Here is an 18,039-nt window from a genome sequence, read left to right as displayed (position 1 = left end):
AACTGCCCGTCGCACAAAAAGCATCGCTAAAAACGATGCTACTATCATTTCGTTTTAAATTACTATTTGGGACTCGATTTCGTGTTTTGCACCTTTGAAGAGAACCCCTTACTAAATTTATATGCTCTTATTTTTGATGTAACTTTTTTAGGCTAAGTTATTATTTTGCTCCACAGTTATAACGACATTGCCCTTCTTATGTCCTTTCTCGACATATCTATGTGCTTCAACTATTTCTTCAAATGCATAGGATCGGTCAATGACCACTTTTAACTTTCCCGTCTCAACAAGTTCTTTAAGGTGGTCTAAATCTTGGGAATTTTCAGGTGAATTTCGGCTTAAAATTATTTTTTTGGTGCCAGTCAATTTAGTCCACAGCATCCGAACGCCTGGTAATGGGACAGTTACATTTATATAAGTTCCGTTCTTCTTTAGTGATTTCATACAAGCTGAGAACGAACTCTTATCTACCGCTTCGAAAATTACATCGTAAGTCTCGCCCTTACTAGAAAAATCTTCTGCAGTGTAGTCAATTACCTTATCCGCTCCTAGAGATTTTACTAATTCTAAATTCGTAGTACTACATACCCCAGTAACTTCTGCTCCAAGACACTTGGCAATCTGTACCGCATAACTTCCTACACTCCCTGAAGCTCCATAGACAAGGACCTTTTGGCCACTCTGTATATTAGCTTTTCTAAGAAAAAATAATGCTGCACTTGCCCCTATTGGCATAGCAGCGGCTTCCTCAAAAGATAAATTGATAGGTTTAATAGAAACCGCTCCATCCTCTGGCAGACACTTATACTCGGCATAAGCACCAAAACTTTGAGAAGCTGCAAAAACCTGGTCACCTTTCTTAAACAGCTTGACATCTTTACCTATTGACTCAACAACCCCAGCTAACTCCATTCCCAATATAGTTTTTTTAGGTTGTCTTATACCTAGTGCTATTCGAGCAGGCAGCCAGAAAGAGAGCGGAACTGTAAAACTCCGTACCCGAATATCTGCTACTGTTACGGTTGTCGCTTTTATTTTTACCAGTATTTCATTATCCTTAGGAGTTGGTTTTTCTACCTCTTTTAGTTGTAGAACATCGGGGGGGCCGTACTTTGTGTACACAATAGCCTTCATTTATCTTCCTCCAATTCGTTATATTCATTACTAGCTACGGAATAAATTAAAAAATGGTTTCACTCTTCAAGATAAGCATACTTGGGAGGCATTCTTAAACGTGGTCAGCGTTAAGAACATTTACATACTTCAGGTTACTGTATTCGTAAAATGATCAACGTAGACGTTATAGGGGAATTATCGTGCGCGATCAATTACTGCTAATTCCTTTTGTGGATAGAGGCCACTTCAGTTTCCGGTTCAATTTCAAATGCAAGATCTGAACGACCATAACCTAAAGAGAAAAAGAGCCAAGCAGGCCACGCTTGGCTCTTTCCCTACTGACAATCCTGCGATTATTTTGTCAAATTAAGCGAGACAAAATATCTTGATCTGCATGTTCAGCCACATGTTCCATGAAACACTCAATGGGTGTTTGGTAATTCAGTGATTTTCTGGGTATATGGGTTCTGCGTCAAGCAACACTAGATATATAATCTTGTGTAACAGGGCGAAAATCCATTTCTTTAGGCAATCCATTCTGGCGAAGAATGCCGTTAGAATGCTCATTTAAATCTCTTTGAGAAGGCGTTCCTGGATCAGCGAAATAAATATCAATATCATGATGTTTACTGACATTTTTCAAATTGGAAAATTCTTTACCACAGTCGAAGATAATTGTTTTAAATAAGTGTTTCGGTAATTGATCAAATCAATGATTAATGGCCTCTTCAATTTTCCCTGCTTTTCTTGTGGTAATTAACTCATAAATTGCTTCGCTCACTGTCAAATCATTCAACGTTGCAAAAGCTTTAATTTTTTCATATATCGTTATTGTTGCACGAAAATTGATAACTTTTGATTTCAATTCTTTCATGTATATCTCTCCTTTTTCGGTAATACGTTCCCTAATTAATGTTTATATAACAATCGTTCGGCTAAGGTCTTTGGTAATACATTTTTTAGCAAATGTACATATATTCATTGTATTGATAAGTATATGTATGTAATGATGTTTAAAGCTTGTACTACCATAATTTAGGTATATAATTAATAGTATCCAATATTTGTGGGGATAATTGAATGAATGAAATGGTTGAAGTATTGCAAGTGATAGCAGATGTAATGAAGGAGAATGAAGTTTTACATCTTATTGATAAAATCAGTAAGCATGATTTTCGAGTAGCACAAATCATTGATATTTTGATATTGGAGGACAAATGATGAAACTTATCAGTACAACCAAAATTCAAAAAACGGTTATTGTGGTTGCATGTGTCGGATTCTTCAGCGTTTTAATTTACATGAATGTTAAACCAGACTTGCCTAAGTTTATGAAGAAAGATGTAAGCATGACAGAAAAAATTGCTGACGATGGTGAATTGATAATTGAAGTTGAAGAAAATGTAAGTACTATAGAAAAAGAATTTCCTTTAGACATGACAAATACTGAAATACGAGCAGCTATCCATTCTATGACCCATCAGAAAGTGGTTTCTCAAGACGATGAAAAATGGGGCAAGAAAATCCCTTTAACTCAAGACCGAGTGAAAAGATTACTTGATATACTTGCAGTAGGAGAATATGAAAATGAAAAAACTTATTTTGAAATTTTGAAACGATGGGAAGTAAAAGATTTTTCTAAAATTGCTCGTGACCACAATAGTTTATGGTATATGGATGGTGGCACTATCGGATATGCTACCGGCATTATGTCGCCAGAGGATGAGGCAGAATACATTTCTTTGCTTTTGTTTTGTGAAGCGTCCCAAATATCAGAAAGGAAATATCCCAAATCAGATGGATATGAAATTGATTCTGAACCGAGCGCTTTTTCCAATCCTGGACTAGCATGTTTGTCGCTTTCGATTCCTTGGTGATATTTCATAGTTGAAACCGTCCAACCATTCTCAGTTTTCGCTAAAGTGTAATTGTCGCCATGGTCCCATCGTCTACTGTAAACTCGTAATTTAAATTCTGCTCCGATATTTTGCATTGATCCAGCCCCCAATTTGTGATAATGTTTCCATAATATTCTATCACTTAAACGCACTGCTTGACGAGTATGACAAGTAAATTATAAATTCGTACATATGCTTTCATTCTATAATAGGAAACGATTTGAACGCGCCAAAATGGTACGTCCTTTTTATGTATGCGGTATTCATTTAGTGAATAAAGAAAGCATTTTCTTTTTCAATCTTTTCAATAAGGTTAAGATATGTTGAATAGCATTTGAGATTTTAACTTTAGCATTTTCAATTTTCCAATTTATCCGTTTTTTACTAACAAATTCAGAGACAAAACTTGATTCCAAGCGATTCCTTTTATAATTAAAACTTCCACCCATTTGTATTATGTATTTCATTTCCCAATCTTGATAATTTACATCTTTGTATCTCATTTTAAGTTGTAATTTTGGTAATTTTATATCTTCAAGTCTTGATAGCCGAAAAGCATAATTAATAATTACTATGAAATAACTGGGTAAAAAGATGTCAATACTTTCACCAGGTTGAATCAAATCTTTACTTTTAATATAACTCCGAATGTTATGAAATCTACGAAAATTACTCGTTTTTTCATTTTCATTACTAAAATATAAATCAAAAGAATCTTTGACTTTTTTATCAATGGAGTCAATTTTAATAACATTATCTTTATGTAACTTTATGTTATCCAAACTTTCTTTAACTTCTGCCAAATTGATACATTTGTAACTATACATTATATTGATTGCGGTAGTTCCACCATAATTATATATCGGTATGGTTGTTTCAGAAAATTTGTCATCAAGTTTTTCTCCTGTGTCCCAATCTAAATGAGTTTCTGGCAGTTCTAAATCAAAATTTCTCATAGCAGGTGCAATAATTGGTTCTCTTATCTTTTTAAATTGTTTAAACTGAAAAACAACTGCAACAATAGCCACAAATACAGCAACTAATGAGATTAACGCTCCTACAATTGGTACCCAATCATAATTACCTTCTAATATTTTCTCCAAATATTCCACCACCTTTAATTACCATTTTATACTAACACCAATCGTCAGTATATGGTCGAGCTGCACGAGTAAATCATAATACATATATTTATTTCACTTTTGAAATCATCATTTGCCGCTATCAGTATTTGATTTTAGCGAGTTCCGAGGAGTTCCCCATTAAACACCCCCTTTAAGCAAAATGTCATATGCGGCAAATCACTCTCACGACCATCTGAAATGTCATACTTCATTCAAAACACGAACAATTAACTGTTAACTTTTGTTAGTACGTTCGTATTTTAGTAATATATTTTAATAAATAACTATATAACGTTCGTGTCAATGCTAAGATGTTCTCAATTACATAAAACCCTCCAATTACTAAGAAACACCAAAAAAACTACTGGGGGAACACCCTGTTTAACTTTCTTATCGAGTTTTATTTGGACAGTTAACCAAAACTTTGATTGATACCATCCATTGTTGTAACACTTCCTTAAAACGGCTTTTAGGCACTTTAAACGAGTGCTTTTAGTTGATTGCGATACATTCATGCTTTCAAACCATTTATAAATCGAATTTACATTAATGTCTTCCAAATATTGAATTTTAACTGCTTCTGCGAATTGGTTAAAAATTAGATTGTAATCATTTAAAGTTCGCTCACGATAGCCATTCAATTTCATTTGCTGATGTACAATTGATAATGCTTTTTCCACAGTCATTTCTTTTGGAGCAACTTTTTTCGTTTTCAATATTTCAGTATTAATTGAAACATCAAATATTCCTACTTTTTTAGTCACAAAAAAACCTCCTAAATATAATTTAGGAAGTTGATTTGGTGGACGATTTTTCAGGTGAATTTCACAAAAGTTAGATTACCTTTAGAAATACCTAGTATCGACAACCGTTGAACTTGTTGAGTTACTCAAGTAAAATTTACGTCCCAGGAGAGATTCGAACTCCCGACCGACGCCTTAGAAGGGCGTTGCTCTATCCGGCTGAGCTACTGAGACATGATGCATTTCAGTTCTTTTTGAAATGAAAGACAATACTTATTATATAAATTCTACGCACAAAAGTCAATACTAATTTTTAACAATCGGAAAAATTACTTGATCGATTATTTTATGTTCATTTGAAAAGAATGTTACTTGCCACTTCAGATGTGATTTTTCTATAATTGCATAACTCTTTTCCTTGCGACCTCTGGGCAATTCTAAGCTGCCCGGATTCACGAAAAGTGCATCATCTATAAGCTCAGCACCTAGTAAATGAGTATGCCCATAGAGAATCACAGCCGCTCCTAGTTCTTGGGCACGGGTAGTTAATGGTATCAATGACGATTTCACTTGTAATAAGTGACCATGCGTCATGAAAATAGGCACTCCATTGACTTCGGTAAACACTTCCGTCTCGAATGAGGAATCCCAGTCGCAATTGCCTGCGACCACGTAGCAAGATTGTAGAGATGCGTGATGAGCATCAAGTTCACTATCTCCACAATGAAAAACTGCATCAAGAGGACCCACTTCTTGTTTAACATGATCCATTAAATCTGTTTCTCCGTGAGTATCACTAATTACTAAAATACGCATTCACTCACCACCTTACTTTAATAAGTTTGGTAAATCTTCTGCTATTATCTTGATGGCATTTCCACGATGTGAAATAGCTGCTTTTTCTGAAGGGTTTAATTCCGCCATCATTTTGCCCAGTTGCGGCACAAAAAATATGGGGTCATAACCGAAACCATTTGTCCCTTTTTTATCATGTGCAATTATACCCTCACATGTACCAAATGCAGTTTTTGTTTTCATGTTTGGACCAGCTAAAGCAATGGCACAACAAAAACGAGCTGTACGTTTATCATCCCTTATATCTGTAAGTTCAGTCAACACTTTTTCCATGTTGGCTTCATCACTTTTAGCTTCTCCTGCATACCTGGCAGAATAGATACCTGGCGCACCATTTAAAGCGTCAATTGATAAACCACTGTCATCAGCTATTACAAACGTTTGCAAGCGCTGAGCAAGCGCCTCCGCTTTTAGAATTGCATTCTCTTCAAACGAAGTCCCAGTTTCTTCGACATCCATATCATCCGCTACATCATGAAGCGTTAACACTTTATAGCCTAATGGATTGAAAATTGTTTCAAAATCTTTTGCTTTGCCTTTATTTTTAGTCGCTACAATTACTTGTTTCATTTCAAATCATCTACTTTCGCACTAATACGATTAGCAATTTCTCCAAGCGCCTGTTTTTGGATTTCAACTAATTCTTTAATTCCTTTATCACCAAGATCGAGCATTTCGTTGAGCTGTTGTCTTGTAAATGTAGCTTCTTCTCCAGTACCTTGTAGTTCTACAAGATGGCCAGAACCGGTTTGGATAATATTCATATCGACATTTGCAGAAGAATCTTCCAAATAGTTTAAATCTAAAATTGGACCAAATGTTTCATCCATTCCAACACTCGTTGCAGCTAAGAAATCAGTAACTGGGAAATCAGGTAAGTTTTTTGCATCTTGTAATTTGGCAATAGCTATAGTCATGGCAACAAAAGCGCCTGTAATTGAAGCTGTTCGTGTACCCCCATCTGCTTGGATGACATCACAGTCGACCCATAATGTACGCTCACCTAACGCTTCTAAGTTAACAACGGCTCTTAATGCTCGTCCAATGAGTCGTTGAATTTCCATTGTACGACCACCAATTTTACCTTTTGTTGCTTCTCGTTGAGTTCGAGAGCCTGTAGCTCTAGGTAGCATAGAGTATTCGGCTGTTATCCAACCCTTTCCTTTACCACGTAAAAATGGTGGTACACGTTCTTCGATTGTCACCGTGCAAATAACTTTTGTACGCCCAACCGTAATTAAAACAGAACCTTCAGGATGTACCAAGTAATCAGTTTCGATCTTAACAGGTCTAAGTTGTGTTGTGTTCCGTCCATCATTTCTCAAATATTATTTGCCTCCTCGACTACGTTCGCTCGTGTTTCTATCCTATCACATTTTCTCTAAACGAATCAAAACCCGCAGTTCCTATTTCAAAGAACCAACGGGTTTTATTCAAATGATATTTGTTGAACTTTTGGGTTTGGAATTTCAAGCCATTTACTAACGGTGGTCTTAAACATTGCAACGGATCCGGTTGTGTAGAAATAATGTTCTTCCACATTGACTTTTTTTCGTTGAATTTGGTAATAGGTGAGTATTCTATCTACATCATCTGCTGTTTCTTCAGCAGACGACAAAACAATCACATTTGGACCTACCGTCTGTTCTATATGATTTTGTAATAAAGGATAATGTGTACATCCTAAAATTAACGTATCAAACGACTCTTTATTCAAAGGTTCTAGTGTTTTTCTAACTAATTCAAAAGCAAAGTCACCTTCATATTCCCCACTTTCAACAAGTGGAACGAATGGTGGACAAGCAAGCGGAACTATCTTACATGAAGAAGATAAGGATTTTAAAGCTTGCTCGTAAGCTCCACTATGAACAGTGCCGACTGTACCTAAAATGCAGACTTCTGATCGTTTTGTTACTTTAATAGCTGCCCGTGCTCCCGGAAATATTACACCTACAACCGGAAATGGACATTTTTTTTGTAAAGATTCAAGTGCGACTGCTGTTGCTGTGTTACATGCGACAACGAGCATTTTGATCGAGTGCGATTTTAATGCATCTGCCAATTGCCATGTGAACTTCCGCACTTCAGTTGCTGAACGCGGGCCATATGGACATCTCGCTGTATCTCCAATGTAGAGAAATTGTTCATTGGGCAATCTTCGCATGAGCTCTTTGACAACAGTCAAGCCGCCAACACCTGAATCGATCACGCCGATAGGTGCATTCACGAGATCGCCTCAATCCTCTTTCATTTCTACATGAAGCTTTTGAAGCAACATAGACAAATTCTTGACATCTGGAGCCTCAAAATTAACCAAAATTTCTTGTAAATAAGCTTGGCGTTTTTGAATTACTTCTTCAATCACGCGTTCACCCTCTTTTAATAAATGAATGCGGACTACGCGACGGTCTTGCTCATCACGTACCCGCAATACAAGATTGTTCTTCTCCATACGATCAACTAAGTCTGTCGTTGTACTAAATGCCAAGTACATTTTCGTTGAAAGGTCACCAATTGTCATATCACCGTGCTCGAATAACCATTGTAACGCAATAAATTGTGGTGGTGTTACAGTATAATTACTTAAAATTTTGCGACCTTTTTGTTTTATGATTCCTGAAATATATCGAAGTTCTTTTTCTAAAAAGGCCACTTGTTCTTGATTGTGATTTTTTTTCAAATTTAGCTCTGTCATGTTTAAAATCAACTCCCTGAATTACGTCTACTTGCTATTCATTGTGACGTTTTTTCAGGGAATTGGCAAGGGCTACTCAATCAAGAGATAATTCGCCTAATCTTAAAAGTTCTAGTATTGCTTGAGATCTTCCTGATACACCCAATTTTTGAATGGTATTCGAGATGTGATTTCTTACCGTTTTCTCATTAATCTTTAGTTGAAGTGAAATATCTTTTGTTGAATTATCACGAACCAACAATTGAAAAATTTCACGTTCTCGTCCTGTTAATAATGAACGATGATGTGCTCGTTCTGACAACATGCGCCCCCCCTATCCGCTATTCTTTGTAACTTATGATAAAAGTCTAGAGGAGGTCACGGCTATTTTAAAATGAATAGCGATTTTTCTTTTTCAGTCCATGGAAAACCTTTACCTGTTTGTTTGTTTATTTGAACAATCGTTCCTCTTCCTGTGAAAACAGTATTCCCTTTTTCGTTTGTTGCATGATAATGAATATCCACTGATGAAGTGCCCACAGACTCAGTTTTCACATGGATTTGAAGCTTTTCATCAAAGAAAACTTGCTTGACATAATCACATTGAAGATTTGCGACAACTGGAATGGTCATACCTTTCGGATTAAGCCAATCATTCATTAAACCGATATGCTTAAAGTATTCAATTCGAGCAAACTCGAAATATGAAAAATTATATGTGTTGTTTAAATGACCATACATATCTGTATCACCGAATCGAACTTGAACAGATACCGAAAAATTGAAATCATTTGCCCATTTTTCTAGGTCTTGAATGTATGTTGCATGCATGGAATGAAGACTCCTTAAAGTAAAGTTTTAAAAATTAATAAATTAATAATCAATCATTTTAAATATTATTGTAACATAATAACGAGAAAAACAAAGAAGAATGAACCGGTATTTTGCTTGATTTGATAGCTTAAATTAAGAACATTTATTTAACAAAATAAAATTCCACGATTTTTTAAACAAAAAAATGTCCCTCGCATTTGCGAGGGACTTTATTTTAAAAGTCTTTTTAGTCGACCATATGGTCACTACCAAAGAAATTTTTAAACATTTGAATTGACGTATCACGGTTTAACGCTGCGATAGATGTAGTAATAGGAATTCCTTTTGGACATGATGCTACACAGTTTTGCGAATTACCACAATTCGCAAGTCCACCATCACCCATAAGTATATTAAGACGCTCGTCTTTATTCATAGAACCTGTTGGATGCGCATTCATTAGACGCACTTGTGATAACACTTGTGGTCCGACGAAGTTTGATTCGCTGTTGACGTTTGGACATGCTTCCATACATACACCACACGTCATACATTTTGATAATTCATATGCCCATTGACGTTTACGTTCAGGCATACGTGGACCTTCACCTAGATCATAAGTACCATCAATTGGAACCCATGCTTTCACTTTTTTCAATGCATCAAACATACGTGTACGATCAACAATAAGGTCGCGTACAACAGGGAATGTTTTCATTGGTTCCAAGCGAATTGGTTGTTCTAATTTATCAATAAGAGCCGTACAAGATTGACGAGGTCTGCCATTGATAACCATCGAACATGCACCACATACTTCTTCCAAACAGTTCATATCCCAGTTTACAGGTGTTGTTTCTTTACCCTCTGAGTTGATGGGATTACGACGAATTTCCATTAAAGCAGATATAACGTTCATATTTGGTCTATAATTTAATTCGAATTTTTCCCAATATGGTGTAGATTCAGTGGTATCCTGGCGAAGAATCTCGAGAACGACTGTTTTAGTAGCTGTTGCGTTCATGATTAATCCCCTTTCGCTGAATAGTCACGTTTACGTGGTGGTATTAAAGAGACATCGATATCTTCATAATGGAAGATCGGTGCGCCCGTTGTTGGGTCGAATTTTGCTACCGTAGTTTTCATGAATTTCTCATCATTACGTTCCGGGAAATCTGGCTTGTAATGAGCACCACGACTCTCATCACGGTTAAGGGCACCCAGTGTAATAACACGTGCTAAGTATAACATATTTTTCAATTGACGTGTGAAAGTCGCCCCTTGATTCGACCACTTTTGCGTGTCATTTATATTAATATTGTTATATCTTTCTAATAGTTCTTGTATCTTTTCATCTGTTGCTTGTAAGCGATCGTTGTAACGAACAACTGTTACATTATCCGTCATCCATTCACCAAGTTCTTTATGCAACACGTATGCGTTTTCAGTACCGCTTAATGCCATCGTGTCATCCCATTTTTGTTGCTCATCAGCAAGCTGTTCATCAAAAATAGTAGACGGCATGTCTTCTGCGTGTTTTTTTAGTTTGCTCATATATGCTACTGCATTCGGACCTGCAATTGTTCCAGCGTATATTGCAGATAGTAATGAATTCGCTCCAAGACGGTTTGCACCATGTTGAGAGTAATCACATTCACCTGCAGCAAATAAACCTGGTATGTTTGTCATTTGATCAAAATCAACCCATAACCCACCCATAGAATAGTGAACCGCTGGGAAGATTTTCATTGGTACTTTACGTGGATCGTCGCCCATGAATTTCTCATAAATTTCGATGATTCCACCCAATTTAATATCCAACTCTTTTGGATCTTTATGAGAAAGATCCAAGTACACCATGTTCTCGCCATTAACTCCTAGTTTTTGATTAACACATACATCAAAAATTTCGCGAGTAGCGATATCACGAGGTACTAAGTTTCCGTAAGCTGGGTATTTTTCTTCTAAGAAATACCAAGGTTTACCGTCTTTATAAGTCCAAATACGTCCACCTTCACCACGTGCTGATTCGGACATTAAACGAAGTTTGTCGTCTCCAGGAATGGCAGTAGGATGAATTTGAATAAACTCACCATTTGCATAGTTTGCTCCCTGTTGATAAACAATCGACGCTGCTGAACCTGTGTTTATTATAGAGTTCGTTGATTTACCGAAAATAATACCAGGTCCACCAGTTGCCATAATAACAGAATCACCGCGGAATGCACGAATCTCCATTGTTGTTAGATTTTGTGCTTTTACGCCACGACAAACGCCGTCTTCGTCAAGAATAACACCAAGGAATTCCCAACCTTCATACTTTGTCACAAGACCGTCTACTTCATAACGACGTACTTGCTCGTCTAATGCATATAATAATTGTTGGCCCGTTGTTGCGCCGGCGAAAGCTGTACGATGATACATGGTACCACCAAAGCGACGGAAATCAAGTAACCCTTCAGATGTACGGTTAAACATAACACCCATACGATCTAATAAACGAATGATGCCTGGTGCCGCTTCAGTCATTGCTTGTACAGGTGGTTGGTTCGCTAAGAAATCCCCACCATATACTGTATCGTCAAAGTGAATTGCAGTTGAATCGCCTTCACCTTTTGTATTTACAGCTCCATTAATGCCGCCTTGCGCACACACTGAGTGTGAGCGTTTAACAGGTACAATAGAAAATAATTCAACTGGTGTACCTTTTTCTGCTGCTTTAATTGTTGCCATTAACCCAGCTAAACCGCCACCGACAACAATCAATTTACTTTTTGCCATGATCTTTCTCACTCCTCTTTTTAGTAGTAGTCAAGCGTTTTCAATTACATAAACTATTTACACGAATGCAAAGAGTGATTGAACGCCGATTACAGTTAGTGCTAAGAAGATAATTATACTCACATAAGTAGAAATTTGTTGTGACCGAGGAGATTGAGTAATACCCCAACTTACAAGGAAAGACCATATACCATTTGCAAAGTGGAATGTTGCAGCTACAACACCTGCGACATAAAATGCAAACATAAATGGATTCGCTAAAATATCAGCCATCATGTTAAAATCAACTTCTTTTGCACCAATTGCTGCTTGGAATCGCGTTTCAAAAATATGCCATGCGATAAACACGACAAGGAATACTCCTGTAATACGTTGAAAAACAAACATCCAGTTACGGAAAGTGCCGTAGCGGTTTGCATTATTTTTCGCGGTGAATCCTATGTAGAGGCCATAGAATGCATGAAACATAAGTGGTAAGAAAATCACAAACCACTCTAAAAACAAACGGAATGGAAGACCCTCCATAACGTGAGCCGCAGCATTAAATGCGTCTGGCCCTCTAGTTGCATAATGGTTTACAACAAAATGTTGCGTCAAAAACAAACCAACCGGAATAATTCCTAGTAAAGAATGTAAACGACGTAAATAAAATTCACGATCTTTCAACAAGACTGTTACCCTCCTTAGTACTTAAAATAGATAGTCAAATCAGGACTTCATATAAACCAAAAGCAATATTGACTACATACCTTATCATGGTACAATATTATGACATGTTTATTGTACTCCCATCATTAAGGAGCGTCAAGGCAAGGTATTCTACAACATAAACCACTAAACTGAAGAAAATTCTCGCTTTTGTACAGTTTTTCTACCTTGTTCATGATAAATTCTGTTATCAATATATTTTTGACTAAGAAAGCGGGCTTAAAATGACTATGACAGATACAAAAAAAGTACCTATTTTTGGATATGAATTAATTCGAGATCATGTGCTTTCTACAATTTTGGGCAAGCATGAAAATGATATTTTATACTGGTCGGGAAAAGAATTAGCTCGTAAGTTTCAAATGTTTTCAATGGAAGAAACAATCTCTTTTTTTGAAGAAGCAGGTTGGGGTAAGTTAACACTTGAAAACTCATCAAAAAATGAAGCATTTTTTATTTTGAATGGAGAACCTGGTTTACTTCAAATTGAGCAACGTTGTTTCCGTTTAGAAGCAGGCTTTCTAGCACAACAACAACAAAAATTAGGTGGCTATATGACAGAGTGTTTTGATGAAAAGTCTATTAAGAAACAAGTAGTTCAATTTCATGTGAAATGGGATTTAAAAGAAAAAGTCTAATACCTTTTTTCCGAATAGATCAATTAGAGATGGTAAGCAACGCTGTGCGTGCATGATTGGTGTAAAATAAAAATGACAGTCATCTACAAAGAGTGACTGTCTGTTTTTTTCTCAATTAAACTTGTTGGATATTTGAGAGTGATATTGTTTAAACACACTACTATTTGTCTGAATCCCTTTTTTAGACAACAATTGGTTCATTTGTACAAGTTTTTTATTATATTGCTTTTCAAGATCTGTTTTTTCATCTTTCAAGGCTCTTTTAATTTGAGATTGTAATTCGTTCATTTCCTCTTTAATAAATTGTGCCTCTGCATCATGTCCCGAGTTTTTTAATATACGCATCACCATTCGAATGTCCTTCGGGTAATGGGCAAATTCATCTGGCGCTAGCGGTTTCCCTGCTCCCGGTAGATTATCGAATTCTCCATCGTCCTGTGCTTTTTTGATTAGATTCTCCACGATTTGCCAGTTCATACTCTCCACTGCCTCTCATGTTACTAATTTCATCACAGCACAAAGTTTCTTATACTTGAACTACAGCTAAGCCAAATTCATGATGTAATGCATTTGTCGCTTTTAACATGTCACTTTCAGGTATAACGACTGAAACTTTGATTTCAGACGTACTCACCATTTTTACTGGAATTCCTTCAATGCGTAATCGATCGAACATTTGGGCAGCTACCCCTGGATTTGACACCATTCCTGACCCAACAATTGATACCTTTGCTAAACCCACTTCGAAATTTGTTGATTGGTAGCCTAATGCTTCTTTATTATTTTCCAACACCTGAACAGTCTCAGCAAAATTTTCTTTTTTTATCGAAAATGACACACTTGGTTGTATGCCTTCCATAATACTTTGAACAATAATATCAACGTTTACATGTTGTTTTGCTAATGTTGTAAAAATATTAGCAAGCGAGCCGTTAAATGGCACTTTATATGCTACTGTAATCCGAACAATTTCAGGTTCAAATGCAACACCGCGTACAATTAAATTTTTCTCCATCGTTGGTTCCTCCAATAGTATGGTTCCCATTTCTTCGCTCATACTTGACCGAACACTGAGTGGTATACAAAAGTTTTTAGCAAATTCGACAGCACGAGGATGTAAAACACCCGCTCCCAAATTGGCTAGCTCCAACATTTCATCATAAGATAATTGTTGTAGTTTCCGAGCATCTTTTACAAAACGTGGATCAGAGGTATATATTCCATCTACATCTGTATAAATATCACATCTGTCAGCTTGAATAGAGGCTGCTATCGCTACTGCCGTTGTATCAGACCCCCCGCGACCCAACGTTGTGATTTCACCATATGAATCCATTCCTTGGAATCCCGCAACAACTATAACTTTTCCAGCATTCAAAGCTTGTTCCATTCGAACATTATCAATTTCTTCAATTCTTGCATTTCGATAAACAGATTCAGTTCTAATTCCTGCTTGCCAACCAGTAAACGATACCGCGTCTTGACCCATATGATTAAGTGCCATCGTAAGTAAAGCAATTGTCACTTGTTCCCCCGTTGACAACAACATATCCATTTCACGTTTTGAAGGTGCTGCCGATAATTCTTCTGCTAAACACATTAATTCATCTGTCGTCTTCCCCATTGCAGAGACTACCACAACAATTTCATGCCCTTTTGCAGTTTCTCTAATAATACGTTTTGCTACGCTGCGAATACGTTCAGTGTTTCCCACTGAAGTTCCGCCAAATTTCATGACAATTCTACTCAATTTAGACTCTCCCTTATTTCTAAAGAAGCTATTTTGGAAAAACACAGTTTGCACCAATAATTGTACAAGCAAATGTCTATTTCTCTTATACTGATTTCTTTAATTTAATTCATTTTCAGTATAAAAAAACAGCTATCCACGAAAATTCGTGAAAAGCTGTCTCCAAGCATGTACGTTCAAAAGAAGCGTCCATGTGAGATAGCCCTCCAGAATCCATTAGATTCTGACAATCCTGCATTTGTTCAATGCAAAACCAGATCAACATAAGGTACAGTATATGTTGATCTTCGGCGAATTTCCCTTTCACATGCAGTCTTAGGATCTGTTCATCCTCTCACATGGTACTAATGATTTTCGCGCCTCTATCACCACTTAATTATTGAATATTCATAATGAACATTCCATTTTAGTGATTCAATTTCAGTGAATCAAGAATATCATAAGATTATTCTTTTGACAATGTTTCATTTTGAAAATAAACCGCCACAGATTCAGCTATTTGTGAAGGCAATCCTGATTGTTTTAATTCTTCTACTGTTGCTTCTTTAATACGCTTTACGGATCCAAAATGTTTTAGTAACATTTTTTTCCGTTTTGGTCCAATTCCTTCAAATCCATCTAATGCTGAAGCAATAGTTTGTTTTCCACGTTGTTGTCGGTGGAATGTAATAGCAAATCGATGTACTTCATCTTGAATGCGTTGAAGTAAATAAAAACCTTCACTCGTTCGTTTCAAAGGAATAATTTGGGGAGGGTCACCAAATAACAATGAAGAAGTTTTGTGCTTCTCATCTTTTGCTAGACCTGCAATCGGGATAGATAAACCAAGTTCATCTTCAATAATTTCCCGGGCAATCTCCATTTGACCTTTACCACCGTCGATTACGATTAAATCCGGTAGTGGTAATTTATCTTTTAACACTCTTGTATATCTTCTTCTTACGACTTCCCGCATCGCCCCGTAGTCATCATGGCGTGCAGCTGTTTTTGTTTTATATTTGCGATAATCTTTTCTATTTGCTTTCCCGTCTATGAACGACACCATTGCAGAAACAGCATCTGCCCCATAAATATGAGAATTATCGAATGCTTCAATTCTTAAAGGTGATGCAATATTCATTGCTATCCCTAATTCCTCAACTGCACCAATAGTTCGTTGCTCTTGTCTATCAATGAGTTGGAATTTTTCACTAATTGCAATTTCAGCATTCTTTATTGCTAAATCAATCATTTGCTTTTTCTTTCCCCGGTTTGGAGAAGCGACTTTTATTTCTAGTAGTTGTCTAGCTAGATCTAAATCAACTGAACTAGGTAACAACACTTCTTTCGGTTTAATGTGATGCGGTAAATCATAAAATTGACCTAAGAAAGTTAAGAACTCATCTTCAGGATCTTGATATAACGGAAATACCGATGCATCACGCTCTATTAGCTTACCTTGTCGTACGAAGAATACTTGAACACACATCCAGCCTTTATTAATTGCAAAACCGAATATATCCCGGTCAGTAAAATCATTCGTCGTAATTTTTTGCTTTTCCATTACCGTTTCAATATGCGTAATCTGATCACGATATTCTTTTGCTCTTTCAAACTCTAAATTCTCGGAAGCTACTGTCATTTTGTAAGTTAAATCTTTTTTAACCTGTTGGTAACCACCATTTAAAAAGCGAGTGATTTCATCGATAATTTCCGCATAAGTATCCTGCTCAATTGGTTTTACACACGGCGCTAAACATTGTCCAAGATGATAATATAAACACACTCGATCAGGTAACGTTATGCATTTCCTTAGAGGATACAGCCTGTCCAACAACTTTTTTGTTTCACTTGCTGCATATGCATTAGGATAAGGACCAAAGTATTTTCCTTTGTCCTTTTTAACTTGTCTTGTAGTTATCAATTTCGGGTTTTTTTCATCTGTTATTTTAATATAAGGATATGTCTTATCATCTTTAAGCATAATATTATATTTAGGATCATGCTTTTTGATTAAATTAAGCTCTAAAATCAATGCTTCGATATTTGAAGAAGTAACGATGTATTCAAAGTCTTCAATTTCGTTAACTAATCGTTGAGTTTTCCCATCATGACTTCCCGTAAAATAAGAGCGCACTCGATTTTTTAATACTTTTGCTTTTCCTACATAAATAATTGTGCTTTGCCTATCTTTCATCAAGTAAACACCAGGATGATCCGGTAGTATTGCACATTTTTGTTGAATTAATTCTTTCATATTTTCATCACCTGTTGAAAAAACCGGGTGCCCATGGGTACCCGGTTTTTAATAATATATTGCAATTGTTATTCTGAATCAGAAGTGACTTAATCATACTGACTAAAATACAATATTATGCGTGCTTGTTTACTAATTCTACTAATGCTTCTTTAGGATTAAATCCAACCACTTTATCCACCGGTTCTCCATCTTTGAATAGAAGTAATGTTGGAATTGACATAATGCCGAAGTTACTTGCAGTTTCTTGGTTTGCATCGACGTCAACTTTAACAATTTTTACTTTATTATTCATTTCAGCATCTAATTCTTCTAATACTGGAGCGATCATTTTACAAGGACCACACCATGCTGCCCAAAAATCAACTAATACTAAACCCTCTGAAATTTCACTAGAGAAACTTTTATCTGTTCCGTGTACAATTGCCATAAAAAATATCCTCCTTAAATAATGACTCTAACAAAAGTATAACACCTTGTTTTTCTCGCTTCTACTTTTTTGCTTGAAGGTATAATTAAATATGCTTTTAACTTTACAAAAGTAAAACCAGGCACAGTACGCCCGGTCCTTAAAGAAAGCACACAGTATCCACTTTGGTTTATGTTATGATTTCCGTTGCAGGCGGACGCTTTCCGCGGGCGGTCCAGTGAGCCTCCTCGTCGCTAGCTCCTGCGGGGTCTCTCTGGACTCGCTTATTCCGCAGGA

20 protein-coding genes, 1 tRNA gene, 1 pseudogene and 1 riboswitch are annotated in these 18,039 nt (G+C 36.4%); of the genes and pseudogenes, 3 read left to right on the top strand and 19 right to left on the bottom strand.

The annotated features are described in order from the left end of the window. Nucleotides 1–147: 147 nt before the first annotated feature. Together B371_RS0109975 and B371_RS22910 are read right to left on the bottom strand one after the other, a co-directional pair. Entirely contained in the window at nucleotides 148–1,134 is a 987-nt protein-coding gene (locus B371_RS0109975) for an NAD(P)-dependent alcohol dehydrogenase (RefSeq protein WP_019414169.1), read from the bottom strand. A 343-nt stretch (nucleotides 1,135–1,477) separates the two neighbouring features. Continuing rightward, nucleotides 1,478–1,903, bottom strand: a pseudogene (locus B371_RS22910) (IS30 family transposase); the annotation flags it as partial. A 293-nt stretch (nucleotides 1,904–2,196) separates the two neighbouring features. Here B371_RS22910 and B371_RS23505 point away from each other — a divergent pair. Continuing rightward, entirely contained in the window at nucleotides 2,197–2,337 is a 141-nt protein-coding gene (locus B371_RS23505; protein WP_019414166.1) for a hypothetical protein, read from the top strand. Continuing rightward, nucleotides 2,337–2,993: a DUF6241 domain-containing protein gene (locus B371_RS21640; protein WP_019414165.1), complete on the top strand. Its 657-nt coding sequence runs from the start codon at nucleotides 2,337–2,339 to the stop codon at nucleotides 2,991–2,993. The genes B371_RS23505 and B371_RS21640 overlap by 1 nt, the downstream gene beginning before the upstream one ends. Nucleotides 2,994–3,277: 284 nt before the next feature. On the opposite strand, the gene B371_RS0109950 is transcribed toward B371_RS21640, so the two are convergent. From B371_RS0109950 to B371_RS0109890, 13 genes are all read right to left on the bottom strand, one after another. After that, nucleotides 3,278–4,117, bottom strand: a complete 840-nt coding sequence (locus B371_RS0109950; RefSeq protein ID WP_019414164.1) for a hypothetical protein — start codon at nucleotides 4,115–4,117, stop codon at nucleotides 3,278–3,280. A 338-nt stretch (nucleotides 4,118–4,455) separates the two neighbouring features. After that, the gene (locus tag B371_RS21635; protein ID WP_019414163.1) at nucleotides 4,456–4,902 is read right to left on the bottom strand and encodes a hypothetical protein; all 447 of its coding nucleotides are present in this window, start codon (nucleotides 4,900–4,902) and stop codon (nucleotides 4,456–4,458) included. Nucleotides 4,903–5,041: 139 nt separating this feature from the next. Next, nucleotides 5,042–5,115 (bottom strand) — tRNA-Arg (locus B371_RS0109940). 72 nt (nucleotides 5,116–5,187) lie between these two features. Continuing rightward, nucleotides 5,188–5,697, bottom strand: coding sequence for a metallophosphoesterase family protein (locus B371_RS0109935; RefSeq protein WP_019414162.1), 510 nt, complete (start codon nucleotides 5,695–5,697; stop codon nucleotides 5,188–5,190). Nucleotides 5,698–5,709: 12 nt separating this feature from the next. Further along, nucleotides 5,710–6,306, bottom strand: a complete 597-nt coding sequence (locus B371_RS0109930; RefSeq protein ID WP_019414161.1) for an XTP/dITP diphosphatase — start codon at nucleotides 6,304–6,306, stop codon at nucleotides 5,710–5,712. Beyond that, nucleotides 6,303–7,061, bottom strand: coding sequence for a ribonuclease PH (gene rph, locus B371_RS0109925; protein WP_019414160.1), 759 nt, complete (start codon nucleotides 7,059–7,061; stop codon nucleotides 6,303–6,305). The genes B371_RS0109930 and rph overlap by 4 nt, the downstream gene beginning before the upstream one ends. A gap of 104 nt (nucleotides 7,062–7,165) precedes the next feature. Then, on the bottom strand, nucleotides 7,166–7,963 hold the full coding sequence (gene racE / locus B371_RS0109920) for a glutamate racemase (RefSeq protein ID WP_019414159.1): 798 nt from the start codon (nucleotides 7,961–7,963) through the stop codon (nucleotides 7,166–7,168). A 9-nt stretch (nucleotides 7,964–7,972) separates the two neighbouring features. Beyond that, nucleotides 7,973–8,431: a MarR family winged helix-turn-helix transcriptional regulator gene (locus tag B371_RS0109915; RefSeq protein ID WP_019414158.1), complete on the bottom strand. Its 459-nt coding sequence runs from the start codon at nucleotides 8,429–8,431 to the stop codon at nucleotides 7,973–7,975. Nucleotides 8,432–8,507: 76 nt separating this feature from the next. Next, the gene (locus tag B371_RS0109910) at nucleotides 8,508–8,735 is read right to left on the bottom strand and encodes a LuxR C-terminal-related transcriptional regulator (protein ID WP_026023017.1); all 228 of its coding nucleotides are present in this window, start codon (nucleotides 8,733–8,735) and stop codon (nucleotides 8,508–8,510) included. 59 nt (nucleotides 8,736–8,794) lie between these two features. Next, nucleotides 8,795–9,241: a thioesterase family protein gene (locus B371_RS0109905; protein WP_019414156.1), complete on the bottom strand. Its 447-nt coding sequence runs from the start codon at nucleotides 9,239–9,241 to the stop codon at nucleotides 8,795–8,797. A gap of 229 nt (nucleotides 9,242–9,470) precedes the next feature. Then, entirely contained in the window at nucleotides 9,471–10,244 is a 774-nt protein-coding gene (sdhB, locus tag B371_RS0109900) for a succinate dehydrogenase iron-sulfur subunit (protein ID WP_019414155.1), read from the bottom strand. Between the two features lie 2 nt (nucleotides 10,245–10,246). After that, nucleotides 10,247–12,001 carry a succinate dehydrogenase flavoprotein subunit gene (sdhA, locus tag B371_RS0109895; RefSeq protein WP_019414154.1) on the bottom strand — a complete coding sequence of 585 codons (1,755 nt, stop codon included), beginning with the start codon at nucleotides 11,999–12,001 and terminating at the stop codon, nucleotides 10,247–10,249. 57 nt (nucleotides 12,002–12,058) lie between these two features. Next, nucleotides 12,059–12,670 carry a succinate dehydrogenase cytochrome b558 subunit gene (locus B371_RS0109890; protein ID WP_019414153.1) on the bottom strand — a complete coding sequence of 204 codons (612 nt, stop codon included), beginning with the start codon at nucleotides 12,668–12,670 and terminating at the stop codon, nucleotides 12,059–12,061. A gap of 263 nt (nucleotides 12,671–12,933) precedes the next feature. Between B371_RS0109890 and B371_RS0109885 the strand changes: the two genes are divergently transcribed. Further along, a complete protein-coding gene (locus B371_RS0109885; protein ID WP_019414152.1) occupies nucleotides 12,934–13,347 on the top strand; it encodes a YslB family protein in 414 nt (137 codons plus the stop codon). Nucleotides 13,348–13,458: 111 nt separating this feature from the next. Here the strand turns inward: B371_RS0109885 and B371_RS0109880 are convergent, their stop codons facing one another. The 4 genes from B371_RS0109880 to trxA form a co-directional block, all read right to left on the bottom strand. Beyond that, nucleotides 13,459–13,824, bottom strand: coding sequence for a DUF1992 domain-containing protein (locus B371_RS0109880; RefSeq protein ID WP_019414151.1), 366 nt, complete (start codon nucleotides 13,822–13,824; stop codon nucleotides 13,459–13,461). 49 nt (nucleotides 13,825–13,873) lie between these two features. After that, complete coding sequence (locus tag B371_RS0109875) at nucleotides 13,874–15,097, bottom strand: aspartate kinase (protein WP_019414150.1); 1,224 nt, start codon at nucleotides 15,095–15,097, stop codon at nucleotides 13,874–13,876. Between the two features lie 191 nt (nucleotides 15,098–15,288). Next, a riboswitch (Lysine riboswitch) is annotated at nucleotides 15,289–15,470 on the bottom strand. 72 nt (nucleotides 15,471–15,542) lie between these two features. Further along, a complete protein-coding gene (gene uvrC / locus B371_RS0109870) occupies nucleotides 15,543–17,333 on the bottom strand; it encodes an excinuclease ABC subunit UvrC (protein WP_019414149.1) in 1,791 nt (596 codons plus the stop codon). A 115-nt stretch (nucleotides 17,334–17,448) separates the two neighbouring features. Beyond that, on the bottom strand, nucleotides 17,449–17,763 hold the full coding sequence (gene trxA / locus B371_RS0109865) for a thioredoxin (RefSeq protein ID WP_019414148.1): 315 nt from the start codon (nucleotides 17,761–17,763) through the stop codon (nucleotides 17,449–17,451). Nucleotides 17,764–18,039: the final 276 nt, after the last annotated feature.

It is taken from the genome of Paenisporosarcina sp. TG20 (genome assembly GCF_000286315.1).
In the GTDB taxonomy this organism is placed as follows: Bacteria; Bacillota; Bacilli; order Bacillales_A; family Planococcaceae; genus Paenisporosarcina.
Note: the sequence above shows the minus strand (reverse complement) of the source record. Positions and strands in the feature narration are given on the sequence as shown.

Excerpts from the sequence above, each read along its gene's own strand:
- trxA (WP_019414148.1), bottom strand. The coding sequence starts at position 17,763 with ATGGCAATTGTACACGGAACAGATAAAAGTTTCTCTAGTGAAATTTCA.
- B371_RS23505 (WP_019414166.1), top strand. The coding sequence starts at position 2,197 with ATGAATGAAATGGTTGAAGTATTGCAAGTGATAGCAGATGTAATGAAG.
- B371_RS0109935 (WP_019414162.1), bottom strand. The coding sequence starts at position 5,697 with ATGCGTATTTTAGTAATTAGTGATACTCACGGAGAAACAGATTTAATG.
- B371_RS0109885 (WP_019414152.1), top strand. The coding sequence starts at position 12,934 with ATGACTATGACAGATACAAAAAAAGTACCTATTTTTGGATATGAATTA.
- sdhB (WP_019414155.1), bottom strand. The coding sequence starts at position 10,244 with ATGAACGCAACAGCTACTAAAACAGTCGTTCTCGAGATTCTTCGCCAG.
- sdhA (WP_019414154.1), bottom strand. The coding sequence starts at position 12,001 with ATGGCAAAAAGTAAATTGATTGTTGTCGGTGGCGGTTTAGCTGGGTTA.
- B371_RS0109930 (WP_019414161.1), bottom strand. The coding sequence starts at position 6,306 with ATGAAACAAGTAATTGTAGCGACTAAAAATAAAGGCAAAGCAAAAGAT.
- B371_RS0109915 (WP_019414158.1), bottom strand. The coding sequence starts at position 8,431 with ATGACAGAGCTAAATTTGAAAAAAAATCACAATCAAGAACAAGTGGCC.
- B371_RS0109880 (WP_019414151.1), bottom strand. The coding sequence starts at position 13,824 with ATGAACTGGCAAATCGTGGAGAATCTAATCAAAAAAGCACAGGACGAT.
- B371_RS0109905 (WP_019414156.1), bottom strand. The coding sequence starts at position 9,241 with ATGCATGCAACATACATTCAAGACCTAGAAAAATGGGCAAATGATTTC.
- B371_RS0109975 (WP_019414169.1), bottom strand. The coding sequence starts at position 1,134 with ATGAAGGCTATTGTGTACACAAAGTACGGCCCCCCCGATGTTCTACAA.
- B371_RS21640 (WP_019414165.1), top strand. The coding sequence starts at position 2,337 with ATGAAACTTATCAGTACAACCAAAATTCAAAAAACGGTTATTGTGGTT.
- uvrC (WP_019414149.1), bottom strand. The coding sequence starts at position 17,333 with ATGAAAGAATTAATTCAACAAAAATGTGCAATACTACCGGATCATCCT.
- B371_RS0109910 (WP_026023017.1), bottom strand. The coding sequence starts at position 8,735 with ATGTTGTCAGAACGAGCACATCATCGTTCATTATTAACAGGACGAGAA.